Below are 15,262 nucleotides of genomic sequence, written 5' to 3'. Positions count from 1 at the left end.
GGTTTTTAAGAAACCCTAAACTTGGCTCAGCAATCGTTGGTTACATCTTTGATTTCTCGCGGAGTAACTTGTGATGCTGATAATCTTGTTGACTATCAGTCTGACTCCACAAGCACCCACACGAATTGCTTGATTCAGTTGTTAAAGAGCGGTTGGTTAAGATCTTTCGTCTCAACCGAGGCGCGCATTCTACAGCAGCCTCTGTTGCTGTCAAGCGGTTATTTTAAGAAGTTTTCAAAGTTTCCTCTGCAACTTCAACCACTTGCGCTTCCGATCTCTCGTTAGCGGGAGGCGAATTCTACAGCGTTACACGCTGCTGTCAACACCTCTTTTTCTCCGCTTTCGACCGAGAAGATCGAACCGTTAATAGAGCCAAACAACCTTGCTCTACCAACTCCTTCCAGGCTTCGATGATCTGAAGCAGGTCGCTGTCGAATTCCGCATAACTCTTTGTTTACCAAGGAGTTTTCCGTTTCGACTGCGCCGGAAGTGGGGCGAATTATAGACAGATATAAATCGCCGTCAACAGTTAATTCCCTTTTTCCATCGAAACATCGTAAAGATACCCGTTATAGAAAGAACGCCCTTCGAACTGAGCAATATATTGCTCAGCATCGGCGACTTGAGCATCATAGACACCTCTGCCTCCTTATATGAACCCGGACGAACACCCAATGACCACTTCACCCCGCAGCATGGCCTCGGCATTGTTTCCTGTCGGCTTGCTGCTGATTGCCATGGCCTCCATACAATCAGGCGCCTCCTTGGCCAAAAGCATGTTCCCTATTGTTGGTGCCCAGGGCACTACTACGCTGCGGCTGATTTTCGCGAGCATCATCATGCTGCTTCTATTGCGCCCATGGCGCGCTAAGCTCACCGCCAGTTCGTTGCGTACGGTAATCGTGTACGGGATGGCGCTCGGCGGCATGAACTTCCTCTTCTATATGTCGTTACGCACCGTTCCGCTGGGTATTGCGGTTGCCCTTGAGTTCACCGGCCCACTGGCTGTCGCTATCTACGCTTCACGGCGCGCCGTGGACTTTCTCTGGATAGCGTTGGCCGTCGTTGGCCTGCTGCTGTTGATACCTGTGGGAGAAACCAGCAAAGGTATCGACCTGACAGGTGCGGCCTATGCATTAGGCGCGGGTATCTGTTGGGCACTCTATATCCTGTTTGGACAAAAAGCCGGGGCGGACAATGGCGTTCAGACCGCCGCTCTTGGCGTTATGATCGCCGCTCTGTTTGTCGCGCCTATCGGAATAGTCCATGCCGGCGCCGCGTTACTGACGCCTTCGCTGATTCCCATCGCCATTGGTGTCGCAATCCTTTCCACCGCCCTCCCCTACACTTTGGAGATGGTTGCGCTGACCCGCCTGCCTGCCCGCACGTTTGGCACACTGATGAGCGTAGAGCCTGCGTTCGGTGCGCTTTCCGGTCTGTTTTTCCTGCAGGAGTACCTATCAATGGCGCAGTGGCTCGCCATCGCCTGCATTATTCTGGCCTCAGTGGGCGCGACCTTAACTATGCGCAGCGAATCAAAGCCAATGGTCGCAGCCGATTGATTCCGGATTTAACGTAGCTCTGGCATTTGCCGCTCAATTAGGCCATGTTTAGGCTGTAACTCAGTGCCAGTCATGGAAATTTTCGAATAGGGACATCCAAGAACGCTACATTCGAGAGCGAGCAAAGCCAACGTGGCGCGGTCACGCGACCAGGGCTATTAAGGATGGTAATGAAGCGAATTTTGATAATGCTTGTCGTGGTCGCCCTTGCCGGTTGCGCCGCGACCACCAAGACAGAAGTTAAACGCGGAAAGAAAGGGTTGCATATCAACTGCTCTGGCCTGTCTTCCTCCTGGGACAAGTGCTACACCAGTGCAGCCAGCTCATGCGGCAAAAAAGGCTATAAAGTCATTGCCAAGTCGGGGGACAACACAGAAGAGCCAGGGGATTATCCTTTCGGCCTGAATCCCGCCGGTTATACGAGCCGCAGCATGATCGTCATCTGCAAGTAAGCCACGTGCGGGTCAATGATCGGCAATCTGCCGACTGAGCTCTTGATAACTGGATGAGAGCACCTGCGCCTGAACCTGTGGATCGACCAACATTCTAGCGACTACCAGCGCACCAACGCACTGGGACAGAATTGCCCACGCCAGACTGTCACTTTCCAAAGTACGGGCCCAATTGGCGTGCAGCTGACAGATCCACGTCTGTGCGTGTTCACGCACGACAACATCCGAACGCGCAATCTCCGCCCCCATGCTCGGCAACGCACAGCCAGTTGCCGCATGTTCCACATGAGCCATGCTCAGATAGAACTTCAGGCAACGGTCCAACCGTTCACGACTTTGCGCATCCCCTGCGCCCAGCCGCTCAAGGCTCTGGCTCAACTCCCGCTCGATGATTGAACCGAACAGCTCGTCCTTGGAAGAAAAGTGGCTGTAAAAGGCGCCACCACTAAGCCCAATGGCCTTCATCAAACCATCCACGCCGACGCTGGCAAATCCTTGCGTCTTTGCAAGGGCTGCACTGCTCTGCAAAAGCCTTTCCCTAGTCTGTTGCTTGTGGCTGATCGAATAACGCATCACCTCTCCTCTGGAATTCACAACCTTGACGTTCAACGAATCGTAGCATAACGTTCGTTTAGTTAACGATCGTTTACCAAAAGGTTGATCCAATGACTGACAATAAGAAAATCGTACTGGTGGTCGGCGCAGGCGATGCCACAGGCGGCGCGATTGCCAAACGTTTTGCCAGTGAAGGTTATGTGGCCTGCGTCACACGGCGCAGTGCCGATAAGCTGCAACCTCTGGTAGAAAGCATTCAGTCTGCTGGCGGCGATGCTTACGGCTTTGCCTGCGATGCACGCAAAGAAGACCAGGTTATCGCCTTGATAGAGAGGATCGAGAGCGAACTGGGGCCCATCGAAGCATTTGTTTTCAACATCGGTGCGAATGTGCCTTGCAGTATTCTGGAAGAAACCGCGCGCAAGTACTTCAAGATTTGGGAGATGGCCTGCTTCTCAGGCTTCTTGAATGCCCGTGAAGTGGCAAAACGGATGGTGACTCGCCAACGGGGGACGATCCTGTTTACCGGTGCAACCGCCGGGTTACGTGGCGCGGCCGGCTTTGCTGCATTCGCCGGTGCCAAACATGGGATTCGTGCCCTGGCTCAAAGTATGGCGCGAGAACTGGGCCCCTTGAACATCCATGTTGCACACGTGGTAGTAGACGGCGCCATCGACACCGACTTCATCCGCGATAACTTCCCGCAAAAATACGCCCTCAAGGATCTCGACGGCATTCTCGACCCCCAGCATATTGCTGAAAGCTACTGGTATCTGCACAGCCAACCTAGGGACGCCTGGACGTTCGAGCTGGACCTACGCCCTTGGAGCGAGCAGTGGTAAGCACTCCCCATAATAATAAGCAGCGAGCCCAACCATGAATAAAACCCTGGATTTCTATTTCGACCTCGGCAGCCCCACCACTTACCTGGCTTATACCCAGCTTCCGGGTATCTGCGCTGACACCGACAGCCTGTTGGTGTACCAACCGATGTTGCTGGGAGGCGTATTCAAGGCCACAGGCAATGCCTCTCCGATAACGATTCCTGCAAAAGGCCGATACATGCTTCAAGACCTGGAGCGCTATGCCCGGCGTTACGATGTACCACTCAAGTTCAATCCACACTTCCCTATCAACACTCTATTGCTGATGCGTGCTGTCACTGCCATTCAACTACGCCAGCCGGAACGCTTTGTCGATTTTATCGACTGCCTGTTTCGGGCGATCTGGGTCGATGGGCGCCATCTCGGTGATCCTGCAGTGGTGGCTGACGTCCTTGTCGAACACCGTTTTGACCCTGCCCAGGTGCTGGAATGGAGCAATGCCGAGAACGTGAAGATCGCGCTCAAGGAAACGACCGAGCAAGCCATTCGGCGCGGAGTGTTCGGTGCGCCCAGCATGTTTGTCGGCAATAAACTGTTCTTCGGCCAGGACCGCCTGGACTTTGTACGCGCAGCCCTGAGTTAGGCAGCACAGGGTGAGCCCAGTGCTGCCGGCCTTTAGATAGCCGCCGTACGGACCTGCAACCACTCCAGAGCAGCCCCGCCGAGCAACGGACTCAGACGCTCACACACTTGCGCGTGGTAATCGTTGAACCACTGCCGTTCCTCGACCGTCAACAACGACGGTATCAGGCAACGGGTATCGATTGGACACAAGGTGAGGGTTTCAAACGCGAGAAACTCGCCGAACTCAGTCGTGCCGGCTTCACGGTTCATTGCCAGGTTCTCGATACGCACTCCCCAGCGACCCGGTCGGTAGGTACCCGGCTCGATGGAAGTAATCATCCCAGGCTGCATGGCCGTTTGTGGTGCCGCAGCTGCCTGATAGGCGATTACCTGCGGGCCTTCATGCACATTGAGAAAGTACCCGACACCATGACCTGTGCCATGGCCGTAGTCCACCCCTTGCGCCCAGATAGGCGCACGGGCGATTGCGTCCAGCAAGGGTGAGAGGATACCTCTGGGGAAATGCGCGCGGGACAGAGCAATGACACCTTTGAGTACCCGTGTGCAATCGCGCTTTTGTTCATCGGTCGGCGTGCCGATAGGCACCATGCGGGTGATATCGGTGGTGCCACCCAGATACTGGCCGCCCGAATCGATCAGCAACAAACCATTGCCTTCGATCACTGCATGCTCTTCTTGCGTAGCGTGATAATGCGGCATCGCACCATTGGCATTGAATGCGGCAATGGTGTTGAAGCTCAGCGACACATAACCCGGCCTACGCTCGCGTGCGGCGCTCAGGCGCTCATCGATAGTCAACTCAGTAATGCGCTCACGACCCAAAGCCCCCTCCAGCCAAGCGAAGAATTCGCACAGCGCCGCACCATCCTGCTCCATGGCCTGCCGAATGTGTTCAGCATCCGCCTGGCTTTTGCGGGACTTGGCCAATGTGGTTGGGTTGAGCCCTTCGATCAGTTTGACGCCGCTGGCCAGGTTATTCAGCAACCCGGCTGTCACCCGCGCAGGATCGACTTGCAGGCTGTCGCCAACGGGAACCTCACGCAAGGCTGCAGCCATTTCGCTATAGTCGCGCAACGTTACGCCATCCAGCTCCAACACCTCGCGCAACTCGATGTCGACCTTTTCCAGGGCAACAAACAGCGTCGCTTGCTGCTGGGTGATCAGGGCGAAAGACACAAATACCGGATTGAACGAAACATCTGCACCACGCAGATTGAACAGCCAGGCGATATCGTCCAGGGTTGCGATGAAGTGCCAGTCGGCCCCCTTCTCTTTCAAGCTCTCGCGCAGAGCAGCCAATTTCTCGACCCGGCTGACCGTGGCTTGTGGCGGCAAATGCTGATAGACCGGCTGGCTCGGTAACGCCGGACGGTCGTGCCAGGCTTCGTTGAGCAAATCGATATCAGTGCGCAGGCGAGCACCCCGCGCTTCCAGCTTGCCGCCCAAGGTACGTGCGGACGCCACGGCCATCACCGCGCCATCGACCGCCACTACACCACCTTCCGGAGTTTGCTCGCCCAGCCACTCCAATGGCCCTGGTTGGCCCGGCTGCAGTTTCACCAACTCGATGCCGCTGCCCTTGAGTTCCTTTGTCGCCTGTTCCCAGTACCGGCTGTCCGCCCAGACTCCAGCGAAATCTGCAGTGACAATCAACGTGCCCACCGAGCCATGAAACCCGGACAACCACTGCCGCCCCTGCCAGTAACCCGGCAAGTATTCGGACAAGTGCGGATCAGCCGATGGAACCAGCAGGGCATGAACCCCTTCCCGATTCATCAACTCGCGGATGCGCACAATGCGCTGGGGAACCGTTCCATGGGTCAAGGGCTGCGTACTCATTATTTCTCCTGCTAACCACTAATAATTGTTATGCACTGCGAACAACCCAATCACACTGCCCAAAAGGCCGGCGCACTAGCCAAGGCGGTCCTGATCAACTGTACAGTTTGATCAACATCCTCCTCGGTCGTAAAGCGTCCCAGACTCAAGCGGATGGTGCGGGCCGCGTCGCGCGCGTCATGGCCCAAAGCTAGAAGCACATGGGAAGGCGTGTTGCTCGCCGAATTGCACGCGGAAGTGGACGAAAACGCAATACTGCTGCTCAACGCCGCCAGATTGAACTCACCTTCGCTGAAAGTCAGGCTCAGAGTATGAGGAATACGCTGCGTGGCGCTACCGTTAAGACGCACGCCGGGGATGCTCAGCAATTGCTCAAGCAAACGCTGGCGCAAAGCGATAATAACCCTCGACTCTTCAGCAAAGGATTCCCCAGCCAATGCAAAGGCGCTGCCCATGCCGGCAATCTGGTGGGTCGCCAAGGTGCCGGAGCGCAAGCCGCCTTCATGACCACCACCGTGTATTTGCGCCAGTACCTTTTGCTGCGCTCGCGGCCCGACATACAACGCACCGATGCCTTTTGGACCGTAGAGTTTATGCGCTGAGAACGACATCAGGTCCACCGGCCAGCGGGCCAGGTCAATGACCACCTTACCCACCCCTTGTGCTGCGTCCACGTGCAATAACGCGCCATGTTCACGGACACGCGTACCGATGGCCGGAATGTCGTTCAACGTGCCAAGTTCGTTGTTGACCAGCATCAACGACACAAGAAAGGTATCTTCACGCAGTGCCTCGTTGAGCGCTTCGACGCTGATCAACCCTTCTGCGTCGGGGACCAGGTACGTGACAGCAATGCCGGCTTTCTGCAACTGTCGAGCGGTATCGAGGGTGGCCTTGTGTTCGATCTGGCTGGTGATGATATGCCCGCCACTGACACCCCGCGCCTGGGCCACACCTTTGATCGCAAGGTTGTTGGACTCGGTAGCACCGGAGGTCCAGACAATCTGTTGCGCCTGCGCGCCCACCAATTGCGCAACCTGGCTCCGCGCCTGCTCAACCGTTTGCCGTGCCTGTTGGCCGAACGCATGGGCGCTGGACGCAGGGTTACCAAAATTGGCGTTGAAACCGAGGCATTCGACCATGACCCGGATGACCCGCTCATCCACTGGAGTGGTGGCGGCATAATCAAAATACAGAGGACGTTTATTCATGACAGTGAGGACTCGCAGAGCATGTTCCCGAGAGCAGTGTCCCAGGGGCAGCGACCAGAAGAGAGGTTGTCTGATTTACCTGATCGAATGCCGTTAAAGAAGACCACTTTTCCTAAAAGTGCGTAGGAACGCTCCTGGAATTCAGCTTAACAGGCTCGGCGAAAGGGTTGGAAAACAAAAAACCCGCCGTTCCTGCGAGGGAACGGCGGGCTCGGCGATACCAACTGCAGCCTTAGCTGGGACGTCCCTGTAGCGTCACACTATGCTCGGCATTCATTTCGCCTCTGCGATCAAAACCAAAAGGCTGCTGTGGCTGGGCAGTCAACTGCGCCTTCTGCTGATGATATTCCTCAAACGACAGACCGCGGCGGTTCAATGCCTCCATCGCCAATTGCCGGCTTTCTTCGGCAGAGTACGGCCGCAGCTCGGGCGCAGGATGCGTCGCACAACCGGCGAGGACAGAGGCGGCAAGCAACAGCGAAATGGCGAGTAAACGGTTCATGGCGAAGGTCCTGCGAAACGTGCTGAAGTCAATGAGCACAGGCTACTGCAGCCCTGTCGCAATGAAAAATCATCCTCCGTGATAGTCGCTATCAGCAATGCCAGCACATGCAACCCGAACGGGCATCCCCGCTATCGGTTCAGGCTGCATTGCAGGGCGTTGTCATGGCTGCGCTCAATGCTGCGCAGCACCTGGAACGAGCCGAAGGTGACGGCGCTCGCTTGATGGGCGCTGATCAACCGCCAAAAACCTTGTCCCTCCTGCTCGAAACGCCTGAAAGCCGCCTCACCATCTTCACGGGACAGCCACTGCAGGTAGTTCAGCACCCGTCGCCCATCATCACTGACCTGCACACTGGCACTGAGAAATCCCGCATGCCCCTGGGCCAGGCGCTCAGTCTGCTCGGACAGCGCCAACACCAAGGCAAACTGCTGCCTGGGTTCTATATGAAATTCGATCATTTGGGTAAAACCACGACTTTTCGCTAATTCATGCATGAAGACTCCCCACTTACCGTAAGTGCAATCTTTCGATCCAATGCCTCGCAAGGTAAAACCTCAAGTTAAGTAGAGGTCAAGATTTTTCGGGCTTCTGTTTATTGCTGTCAGCTCTCGCAAAAAACTGACGGTCGTCGGTTACCCGTAAGCAGACAAACCCGTGGCCTATAGTGAAAAGGCCGGCAAAACGGCGCCCTCTACAACAACCTGAGGAGACCGAAATGAGCGTGAAACCCATCCCCGAGGGCTACCACAGCCTCACGCCTTACCTGGGCATCGAAAAAGCGGCTGAAGCTATCGACTTCTACATGGCAGCTTTCGATGCCAGACAGATCATGCGTCTGGACATGCCCGACGGAAAAGTCGGCCATGCCGAACTGCGAATTGGCGACTCGGCAATCATGTTGGCCTCGCCTTGTGACCAAATGGCCTTCGGCAGTCCCGGAAAAGAACTGCCCAGCGTCGGCTTGCATTTGTATGTACAAGACGTGGACAAGCAGTACGAGCAAGCGATCGCGGCCGGAGGCACGGTAATTTCAGAACCCAAGGATCAGTTTTATGGCGACCGCTCAGGGACGCTGAAAGATCCTTTCGGGCACGTGTGGTTCCTCGCCACGCATATAGAGGATCTGACGGAAGAACAGATCCGCCAGCGCGCAGAAGCGATGTTCCAGCCGGGCGCACCAGACGCATAACGTTATCTGACGCCCTTCAAGGAGCTGTTGAGAGGCTGCGCCTCTTCAGCTCCTGCATTGGATTGTGCGGCCAAAAAAATGCAGACGACGCCCGCAAATGCGCATCTGAAACATTTGCTTTCATTTATCGCTTAGGGTTTTTTGATTCTCATCCGTCTTAACTTAGATACAGCCTGTCGCGTAAGCAAAAGCTACGACTGGCCTTTTTCGGGCCTGCATTGCCCCCCTCCGATCAAGACCCTCATTAATATGTCGAAGAAGTCACGCTCCAAACTCTGGTTTCTTGTACATAGCTGGCTGGCGCTGCCCATCTGGTTCTTCGTACTGATCGTTTGCGTCACCGGCACCCTGGCGGTGGTCAGCCAGGAAATTGTCTGGCTGGCCAACCCCGAAATGCGCGCCAGCAAACCGTCGGACGATGCCCAGCCCCTGAGCTATGACCAGGTCATCGCCGCCATCAATCGCGCCGAACCCAAAGCAATCGTCGAAGCCCTGAGTCGTCCGGATGAATCGCATTTTGCCCTCGACGTTGATATCAGCTACCCCGACGGACGCTCCGTGACGGTGTATGTCAACCCTTACACCGGGGTGATCCAGGGCGTCAGCCCAGCGTTCAACTTTCAAGCCTTCACCCGCGCCCTCCATGGTTGGTGGCTGGTGCCCTTCACCAATGGCTATAGCTGGGGCTGGTACCTGGTGTCTTTCCTCGGGCTGCCGATGCTCGCGTCATTGGTCACCGGGCTGGTGGTCTACAAACGCTTCTGGAAAGGTTTCTTCAAGCCCACCCTGCGTTTCAACCACGGTGCGCGGATCTTCTGGGGTGATTTCCACCGCCTGAGCGGTATCTGGTCGATCTGGTTTATCGCAGTCATTTCGATCACCGGGACCTGGTTCATGATCCAGGCGATCCTGGGAGACAATCAGATCACCATTTCCAGCCAGCCAGTGGTCCCGGTGATTGCCCGGGACAAGGTGCCGATGTCCAGTCCCGGCGTGCCGGCGCCGATGATCCCCCTGGACGATGCCATCAACATTGCCACCCAACGTATTCCAGGGCTTGAAGCCAGCTTCGTCAGCCTGCCGAGTAACGCTTATAGCCACTTACGCATCGGTGGACGTGGCTGGTACCCGCTGATGTTCCAGACAGCCGAAATCAATCCATACAATGGTGAGATCGCTGCCTCGCACTTGCTGTCCGACCGCTCCGGCCTTGAGTTTGTCACCGAGTCCATGCGCCCGCTGCACACCGGTGACTTTGGCGGACTCTGGATCAAATTGATCTGGTTCTTCTTCGGCCTGCTGTTAAGCATGATGGTCTTGAGCGGCTTGCTGATCTGGAGCAAGCGCACTGCCCTGGCCACCCTGCATGCTCTCAAGCGCAGTGCCAAGGAACCACGCAAGAGCACCACGCCTCGCCCCATTGCCGTCATGCAAGCTGAAACCTCGGAGGGCAAGTAAATGAGCAAGGCCATCCCCGTTCAACCGCCCTCGCCCCTGCGTGTCTTTTGGCTTAAATGGCGTTTCCATATCAATATCCTGCTGTTGCTGGTACCGCTGGGCTTCATGCCCAAGTACTTTGCCGACGCTGCTCTGTTTCGCGGTGACAGCGGCTTGGGCGAGCGCGAGATCGGTGAGGTACAAGTCGGCCCATGGAGCATCAGACTGGCCGAGTTGCGTAACGAGGGGCCCAGCCCCAACCCGGCGGGCCCGATGAAATTTTTCAACGCGGCCCTGTGCGACACCTGCGCCGACCATGTCAAGGCTACCTACCTGCGCATTGGCAAGCCGCGCAGCCTGCGCGCTGCTGGCGTGATTTTCTTCGGTACCGCATACCGTATGGGCGCGGCCTTGCCGATACCTGAACGCACCTCGCCCGACGCTGAACTGTGGATCACCATGGAGGGCTGGGACGGCAGCATGCAACAGGCGTCCATTCCCTTGAGCCAGGCCTCGCCTGCCACGATTGCCTGGCTGAACAAGCAAGGAGTTAAACCATGACTTTCACGCACCTGACCCGCGCCTGCGCCGCACTGATCCTCTGCGCGGGCGTGAGCACCTATGCCGTAGCCCACAACCCGATGTGCGAATGCAAGGAAATCCCCGGCGAGCAAATCCAGTGCACCGGCGGCTTCTCCGACGGCAGCGGCGCACCCGGCGTGACCCTGGATGTAATCGGCTACGACGAAACCATCCTGGTACCCGGCAAACTGGGCGAAGACTCGACATTGACCTTCAAGAAACCGGCAGCCGAATTCTACGTGCTGTTTGATGCCGGCCCTGGCCACGTTGTCGAGATCGACCAAGCGGATATCCAGCCCCAATGACTGCTGCCACTCGAGGAACTACGCACATCGTCCGACCGGCCGGCGCCGGTCACGAGACCCTCTACGTGTTGCTGCTGTGCCTGATCATCCTGGCCGTCGCCGGCACGGTGGTGGCCTTGCATGGCGAAACCCAGGAAGTCCACGCCGTTGCCAGTCATGAACTGGACGCACGCCGTGACCTGAACGCTGCCGAGCAAGGCATCTATGCCGATCTGCGGGTAACCCTGGATGAAATCCAGCTGCTCCAGCAGGAGCAAAACGCCCTGCCGACACCAGCCCAACTGGCCGAAGAAGGTTTTGCACCCTTCGCCCAGGACGCCAGCTCGGTCAGCCGTGGCGGCCATCAGTGGCTCTTGCTGGAGCCCTCGTCTTACCTGGGCGTGAGCCAGGCAATAGAGACCAGCGGCTCCCTGCTGATGCGCGTGAGCGGTGCCGAACCGGACATCTGGCTCAATCGGCGCCCCAACCTCGCCGCGCCGACCGACCTTGCCGACCAGGCATTGATTGATGCCGGCTGGCAACAGGTCGTAGCGCAATTCGACGCTGGCGTCACCCGCCAGCATCGCCACTGAATTCACGCCGTATCCGAGAGAAGACCGAGTCCCTATGTCTATTTCATCTCCCCTGTTACGCCTGCTGCTGGTGGGTTTGTTCAGCCTGTTGCTGGCACCACTGGCCAATGCCGAGGCAAGCAAGCGCCTGCGCATAGGTATCACTCTGCATCCGTACTACAGCTACGTGACCAATATCGTCGGCGACAAAGCCGATGTGATACCGCTGATTCCAGCCGGCTTCAACCCTCACGCCTACGAGCCTCGGGCCGAAGACATCAAGCGCATCGGCGGGCTGGACGTGGTTGTACTCAACGGCGTTGGCCACGATGACTTTGCCGACCGCATGATTGCCACCAGCGAGCGCCCGGATATCCCGGTGATCGAAGCCAATGCCAATGTGCCGCTGCTGGCGGCTACCGGCAATGCCGCACGTGGCGCTGGCAAGGTAGTCAATCCGCACACGTTTCTGTCGATCAGCGCGTCCATCGCCCAGGTCAACAACATCGCCCGAGAACTGGGCAAGCTTGACCCGGACAACGCCAAGGTCTACACCCAGAACGCGCGGGCCTATGGCAAGCGCTTGCGGCAGATGCGCGCCGCAGCCCTGGCCAAGCTCACCAGCGCGCCGAACGCGGATCTGCGTGTAGCGACGGTACACGCCGCCTATGACTACCTGCTGCGCGAATTTGGCCTGGAAGTCACGGCCGTGGTGGAGCCCGCCCATGGTATCGAGCCCAGCCCGAGCCAACTGAAGAAGACCATCGACCAGCTACGCGAGCTGGACGTCAAGGTGATTTTCTCGGAGATGGATTTTCCGTCCAGCTACGTCGATACCATCCAACGTGAGTCCGGAGTCAAGCTGTACCCGCTGTCTCATATTTCCTACGGTGAATACAGCGCGGAAAAGTACGAAGTTGAAATGACCAATAACCTCAACACCGTGGTTCGCGCGATCCAGGAGTCCGGGGCATGACGGCGGCCGAACAACTGCATGTGGCCAGCATTGGCCCGACCATCGAGTTCAACAAGATCTCGCTGACCCTTGGCCGTACCGCGATCCTCGACACCGTGAGTCTCCAGGTCCAGCCGGGCAGCATCCACGCATTGGTCGGCCCCAACGGCGGCGGCAAAAGCTCGCTGATCAAGACGCTGCTGGGGCAAACGCCGCACCAGGGGCAACTCAGCCTGCATTGGCCGGACACGCCGGGCACCATCGGCTATGTCCCCCAGGCGCTGGAGTTCGATCGCGGCCTGCCGATGACCGTCGATGACTTCATGGCTGCCATGTGCCAGCGCCGCCCGGCCTTTCTCGGCTTGTCCCGGCACTACGCCGGCTCGATTGGCGAAGCGCTGGAGCGGGTTGGCATGCAGGACAAGCGCAAGCGCCGCATGGGTGCTCTGTCTGGCGGCGAGCGGCAACGTGTATTGCTGGCCCAGGGCCTGATCCCGGCGCCACAGTTGCTGGTGCTCGACGAACCAATGTCAGCGCTCGACGAAGCCGGGATCCAGGTGTTCGAACGCCTGCTCAACGACTGGCGGCAAAGCGGCATCACTGTGCTGTGGATCGAGCACGACCTGGAAGCCGTCGGCCGCCTGGCGGACCGGGTAACCGGCTTGAACCGTCGCGTATTGTTTGACGCCACACCCAGGGAGGCACTGACGCCAGATCGTTTGCTGACGCTGTTTTCCACCCACCCAAGGAGCACAGCCCAATGAGCTATGAAGCCTTTCGCTTGATGGTCCAGGGCTGGGCTTCTTCCGGCTATCTGCCAGAAGCCCTGGCCTATGGGTTTGTGGTCAACGCCTTGCTCGCCGGCCTGCTGATAGGTCCGGTGCTGGGCGGCTTGGGCACGTTGGTGGTGGTCAAGCGCTTTGCGTTCTTTTCCGAAGCCGTCGGCCATGCCGCACTCACCGGTGTGGCCGTGGGCATTCTGCTGGGGGAACCCTACACCGGGCCCTATGGCAGCCTGTTCGGCTACTGCCTGCTGTTCGGCATCCTGCTCAATTACCTGCGCAACCGCACCGGCCTGGCACCCGATACGCTGATCGGCGTATTCCTTTCGGTGTCATTGGCATTGGGTGCCAGCCTACTGCTGATCCTGGCGGGCAAGATCAACGTCCACATCCTCGAGAACGTCTTGTTCGGCTCGGTACTCACGGTCAATGGCAACGACTTGCTGGTGCTGGCGGTTGTCGGTTCGTTGGTGATGGCGCTGGCGTTGCCACTGTACAACCGCATCATGCTCGCCAGCTTCAACCCACAACTGGCCGCTGTACGCGGCGTCGCGGTAAAGACCCTGGATTATCTGTTCGTGATCCTGGTGACCCTGATTACCGTGGCTGCCGTGAAGGTAATCGGCGCGATTCTGGTGGGTGCCCTGCTGGTAATCCCGGCCGCTGCCGCGCGTTTGCTGAGCCAGTCGCTCAAGGGTTTTTTCTGGATTTCGGTGGTGATCGCCACCCTCAGCACTTTGTGCGGGATTCTGCTGCCGATCATCTTTGACCTGCCCATTCCGTCCGGCGCCGCGATCATTCTGGTCGCCGGCATCGCCTTCGCCCTTGCCGCCATCGCGCGCGGCACGGTCCCCAGCCTGAAAGGGAATCTCGGATAATGCACCCTGTCTTACGTCCCCTGGCCCTGGCCATCGCCTGCCTGATCAGCACCCCGCTGCTGGCGGGCGACAATATCAAACCGCTGCCCGTCACCGGCAACCAAGGGATAGGCCAGGCCGACCTGCCCAAGGCCAAGTCAGTCAACCCGGTGAAAGTCCTGGCGGCCTTGCCGGTGACCTACGGGCTGGCCGAACATCTGCTCAAAGACACCGACGTCCGGCTTGAACGCGCTGCGCCCGCCAACTTGCCGGGCTCGCGCCAGACCTCCTATTTCACCGGTCGCGGCGCAGCGGCCCTGCACACCCTGGCCCTGGACGCCGACGCTACTGTCGGCCTGCGCTCGATCTGGCCGGATGACCCGCTGTACCCGGTGGCCCGCCGCAGCAATATCCGCATCGTTGAAGTAGACGCCGCCCGGCCGGTGGACGGCGCCCTGCCGGGGATCGCCCTGCAACCTGGCGCTATCGATGGGCTCAATAGCCAACCCTGGCAGTCAAGCAACAACCTGGGACGCATGGCCGACGTGATGGCTGCCGACCTGTCACGCCTGGCGCCCGGCGCCAAGGCGCAAATCGACAGCAACCTGGCGAGCCTCAAGCAACGCTTGCTCAAGCTCAGTGCCGACAGCGAAGCACGCCTGGCCAAGGCCGATAACTTGAGCGTGGTGAGCCTGAGCGATCATTTCGGCTATTTGGTCAGTGGGCTGAATCTGGAACTGGTCAGCACTGACGCACGGCCTGACACCGAATGGAGCGCTGAAGCACTCCAGGTGTTGACCGCCAGTTTGAAAGACAACGACGTGGCGCTGGTGCTGCACCATCGTCAACCGACTGAGGCGGTGAAAGCGGCGGTCAGCGCGGGCGATGCCAAATTGCTGGTGCTGGGTACCGACGGCGCGGACCCGTTGGCGGAACTGGAGGAAAATGTGGATACACTGATCAAGGCCCTGACCTTGTAGAAACCCAGCCACGTCTGCAGGAGCGAGCTTG

18 protein-coding genes are annotated in these 15,262 nt (G+C 58.1%); 13 read left to right on the top strand and 5 right to left on the bottom strand.

The window, feature by feature from the left end; all coding sequences use genetic code 11:
* The first annotated feature begins 674 nt into the window (after positions 1 to 674).
* Together rhtA and OQ460_RS09280 are read left to right on the top strand one after the other, a co-directional pair.
* A complete protein-coding gene (rhtA, locus tag OQ460_RS09285) occupies positions 675 to 1,562 on the top strand; it encodes a threonine/homoserine exporter RhtA (protein WP_410021510.1) in 888 nt (295 codons plus the stop codon).
* Between the two features lie 170 nt (positions 1,563 to 1,732).
* Positions 1,733 to 2,014 (top strand): hypothetical protein, encoded by a 282-nt coding sequence (locus tag OQ460_RS09280; protein ID WP_410021509.1) that lies wholly within the window; start codon positions 1,733 to 1,735, stop codon positions 2,012 to 2,014.
* Between the two features lie 12 nt (positions 2,015 to 2,026).
* Here the strand turns inward: OQ460_RS09280 and OQ460_RS09275 are convergent, their stop codons facing one another.
* Positions 2,027 to 2,587, bottom strand: a complete 561-nt coding sequence (locus tag OQ460_RS09275) for a TetR/AcrR family transcriptional regulator (protein WP_410021508.1) — start codon at positions 2,585 to 2,587, stop codon at positions 2,027 to 2,029.
* Positions 2,588 to 2,679: 92 nt separating this feature from the next.
* On the opposite strand from OQ460_RS09275, the gene OQ460_RS09270 reads away from it, so the two are divergent.
* Together OQ460_RS09270 and OQ460_RS09265 are read left to right on the top strand one after the other, a co-directional pair.
* Positions 2,680 to 3,411: an SDR family oxidoreductase gene (locus OQ460_RS09270; protein ID WP_410021507.1), complete on the top strand. Its 732-nt coding sequence runs from the start codon at positions 2,680 to 2,682 to the stop codon at positions 3,409 to 3,411.
* Positions 3,412 to 3,445: 34 nt separating this feature from the next.
* A complete protein-coding gene (locus OQ460_RS09265; protein ID WP_410021506.1) occupies positions 3,446 to 4,036 on the top strand; it encodes a 2-hydroxychromene-2-carboxylate isomerase in 591 nt (196 codons plus the stop codon).
* 32 nt (positions 4,037 to 4,068) lie between these two features.
* On the opposite strand, the gene OQ460_RS09260 is transcribed toward OQ460_RS09265, so the two are convergent.
* The 4 genes from OQ460_RS09260 to OQ460_RS09245 all read right to left on the bottom strand — a co-directional run bounded on the left by OQ460_RS09260 (position 4,069) and on the right by OQ460_RS09245 (position 8,087).
* Positions 4,069 to 5,877 carry an aminopeptidase P family protein gene (locus OQ460_RS09260; RefSeq protein WP_410021505.1) on the bottom strand — a complete coding sequence of 603 codons (1,809 nt, stop codon included), beginning with the start codon at positions 5,875 to 5,877 and terminating at the stop codon, positions 4,069 to 4,071.
* Positions 5,878 to 5,927: 50 nt separating this feature from the next.
* Positions 5,928 to 7,088 carry a cysteine desulfurase family protein gene (locus OQ460_RS09255; protein WP_410021504.1) on the bottom strand — a complete coding sequence of 387 codons (1,161 nt, stop codon included), beginning with the start codon at positions 7,086 to 7,088 and terminating at the stop codon, positions 5,928 to 5,930.
* A gap of 232 nt (positions 7,089 to 7,320) precedes the next feature.
* Positions 7,321 to 7,590, bottom strand: coding sequence for a hypothetical protein (locus OQ460_RS09250; protein ID WP_410021503.1), 270 nt, complete (start codon positions 7,588 to 7,590; stop codon positions 7,321 to 7,323).
* A 131-nt stretch (positions 7,591 to 7,721) separates the two neighbouring features.
* Complete coding sequence (locus OQ460_RS09245) at positions 7,722 to 8,087, bottom strand: antibiotic biosynthesis monooxygenase (protein WP_410021502.1); 366 nt, start codon at positions 8,085 to 8,087, stop codon at positions 7,722 to 7,724.
* A 221-nt stretch (positions 8,088 to 8,308) separates the two neighbouring features.
* Here OQ460_RS09245 and OQ460_RS09240 point away from each other — a divergent pair, with 221 nt between their 5' ends.
* The 9 genes from OQ460_RS09240 (at position 8,309) to OQ460_RS09200 (ending at position 15,231) form a co-directional block, all read left to right on the top strand.
* On the top strand, positions 8,309 to 8,782 hold the full coding sequence (locus OQ460_RS09240; protein ID WP_410021501.1) for a VOC family protein: 474 nt from the start codon (positions 8,309 to 8,311) through the stop codon (positions 8,780 to 8,782).
* Positions 8,783 to 9,031: 249 nt separating this feature from the next.
* Entirely contained in the window at positions 9,032 to 10,240 is a 1,209-nt protein-coding gene (locus OQ460_RS09235) for a PepSY-associated TM helix domain-containing protein (protein WP_410021500.1), read from the top strand.
* Positions 10,241 to 10,780 carry a thiamine pyrophosphate-binding protein gene (locus OQ460_RS09230; RefSeq protein ID WP_410021499.1) on the top strand — a complete coding sequence of 180 codons (540 nt, stop codon included), beginning with the start codon at positions 10,241 to 10,243 and terminating at the stop codon, positions 10,778 to 10,780.
* Entirely contained in the window at positions 10,777 to 11,106 is a 330-nt protein-coding gene (locus tag OQ460_RS09225; RefSeq protein ID WP_410021498.1) for a hypothetical protein, read from the top strand. The genes OQ460_RS09230 and OQ460_RS09225 overlap by 4 nt, the downstream gene beginning before the upstream one ends.
* On the top strand, positions 11,103 to 11,678 hold the full coding sequence (locus tag OQ460_RS09220) for a DUF6162 family protein (RefSeq protein ID WP_410021497.1): 576 nt from the start codon (positions 11,103 to 11,105) through the stop codon (positions 11,676 to 11,678). Before OQ460_RS09225 ends, OQ460_RS09220 begins: the two co-directional genes overlap by 4 nt.
* A gap of 34 nt (positions 11,679 to 11,712) precedes the next feature.
* The gene (locus OQ460_RS09215) at positions 11,713 to 12,633 is read left to right on the top strand and encodes a metal ABC transporter substrate-binding protein (protein ID WP_410021496.1); all 921 of its coding nucleotides are present in this window, start codon (positions 11,713 to 11,715) and stop codon (positions 12,631 to 12,633) included.
* Entirely contained in the window at positions 12,630 to 13,376 is a 747-nt protein-coding gene (locus OQ460_RS09210) for a metal ABC transporter ATP-binding protein (RefSeq protein WP_410021495.1), read from the top strand. The genes OQ460_RS09215 and OQ460_RS09210 overlap by 4 nt, the downstream gene beginning before the upstream one ends.
* A complete protein-coding gene (locus tag OQ460_RS09205) occupies positions 13,373 to 14,272 on the top strand; it encodes a metal ABC transporter permease (protein ID WP_169957238.1) in 900 nt (299 codons plus the stop codon). Before OQ460_RS09210 ends, OQ460_RS09205 begins: the two co-directional genes overlap by 4 nt.
* Complete coding sequence (locus OQ460_RS09200) at positions 14,272 to 15,231, top strand: metal ABC transporter solute-binding protein, Zn/Mn family (RefSeq protein ID WP_410021494.1); 960 nt, start codon at positions 14,272 to 14,274, stop codon at positions 15,229 to 15,231. The genes OQ460_RS09205 and OQ460_RS09200 overlap by 1 nt, the downstream gene beginning before the upstream one ends.
* Positions 15,232 to 15,262 lie beyond the last annotated feature (31 nt).

It is taken from the genome of Pseudomonas imrae, assembly GCF_046352735.2.
Classification (GTDB): domain Bacteria; phylum Pseudomonadota; class Gammaproteobacteria; order Pseudomonadales; family Pseudomonadaceae; genus Aquipseudomonas; species Aquipseudomonas imrae.
The sequence above is the reverse complement of the archived record's forward strand: the minus strand, read 5'-3'. Positions and strand labels throughout refer to the sequence as shown.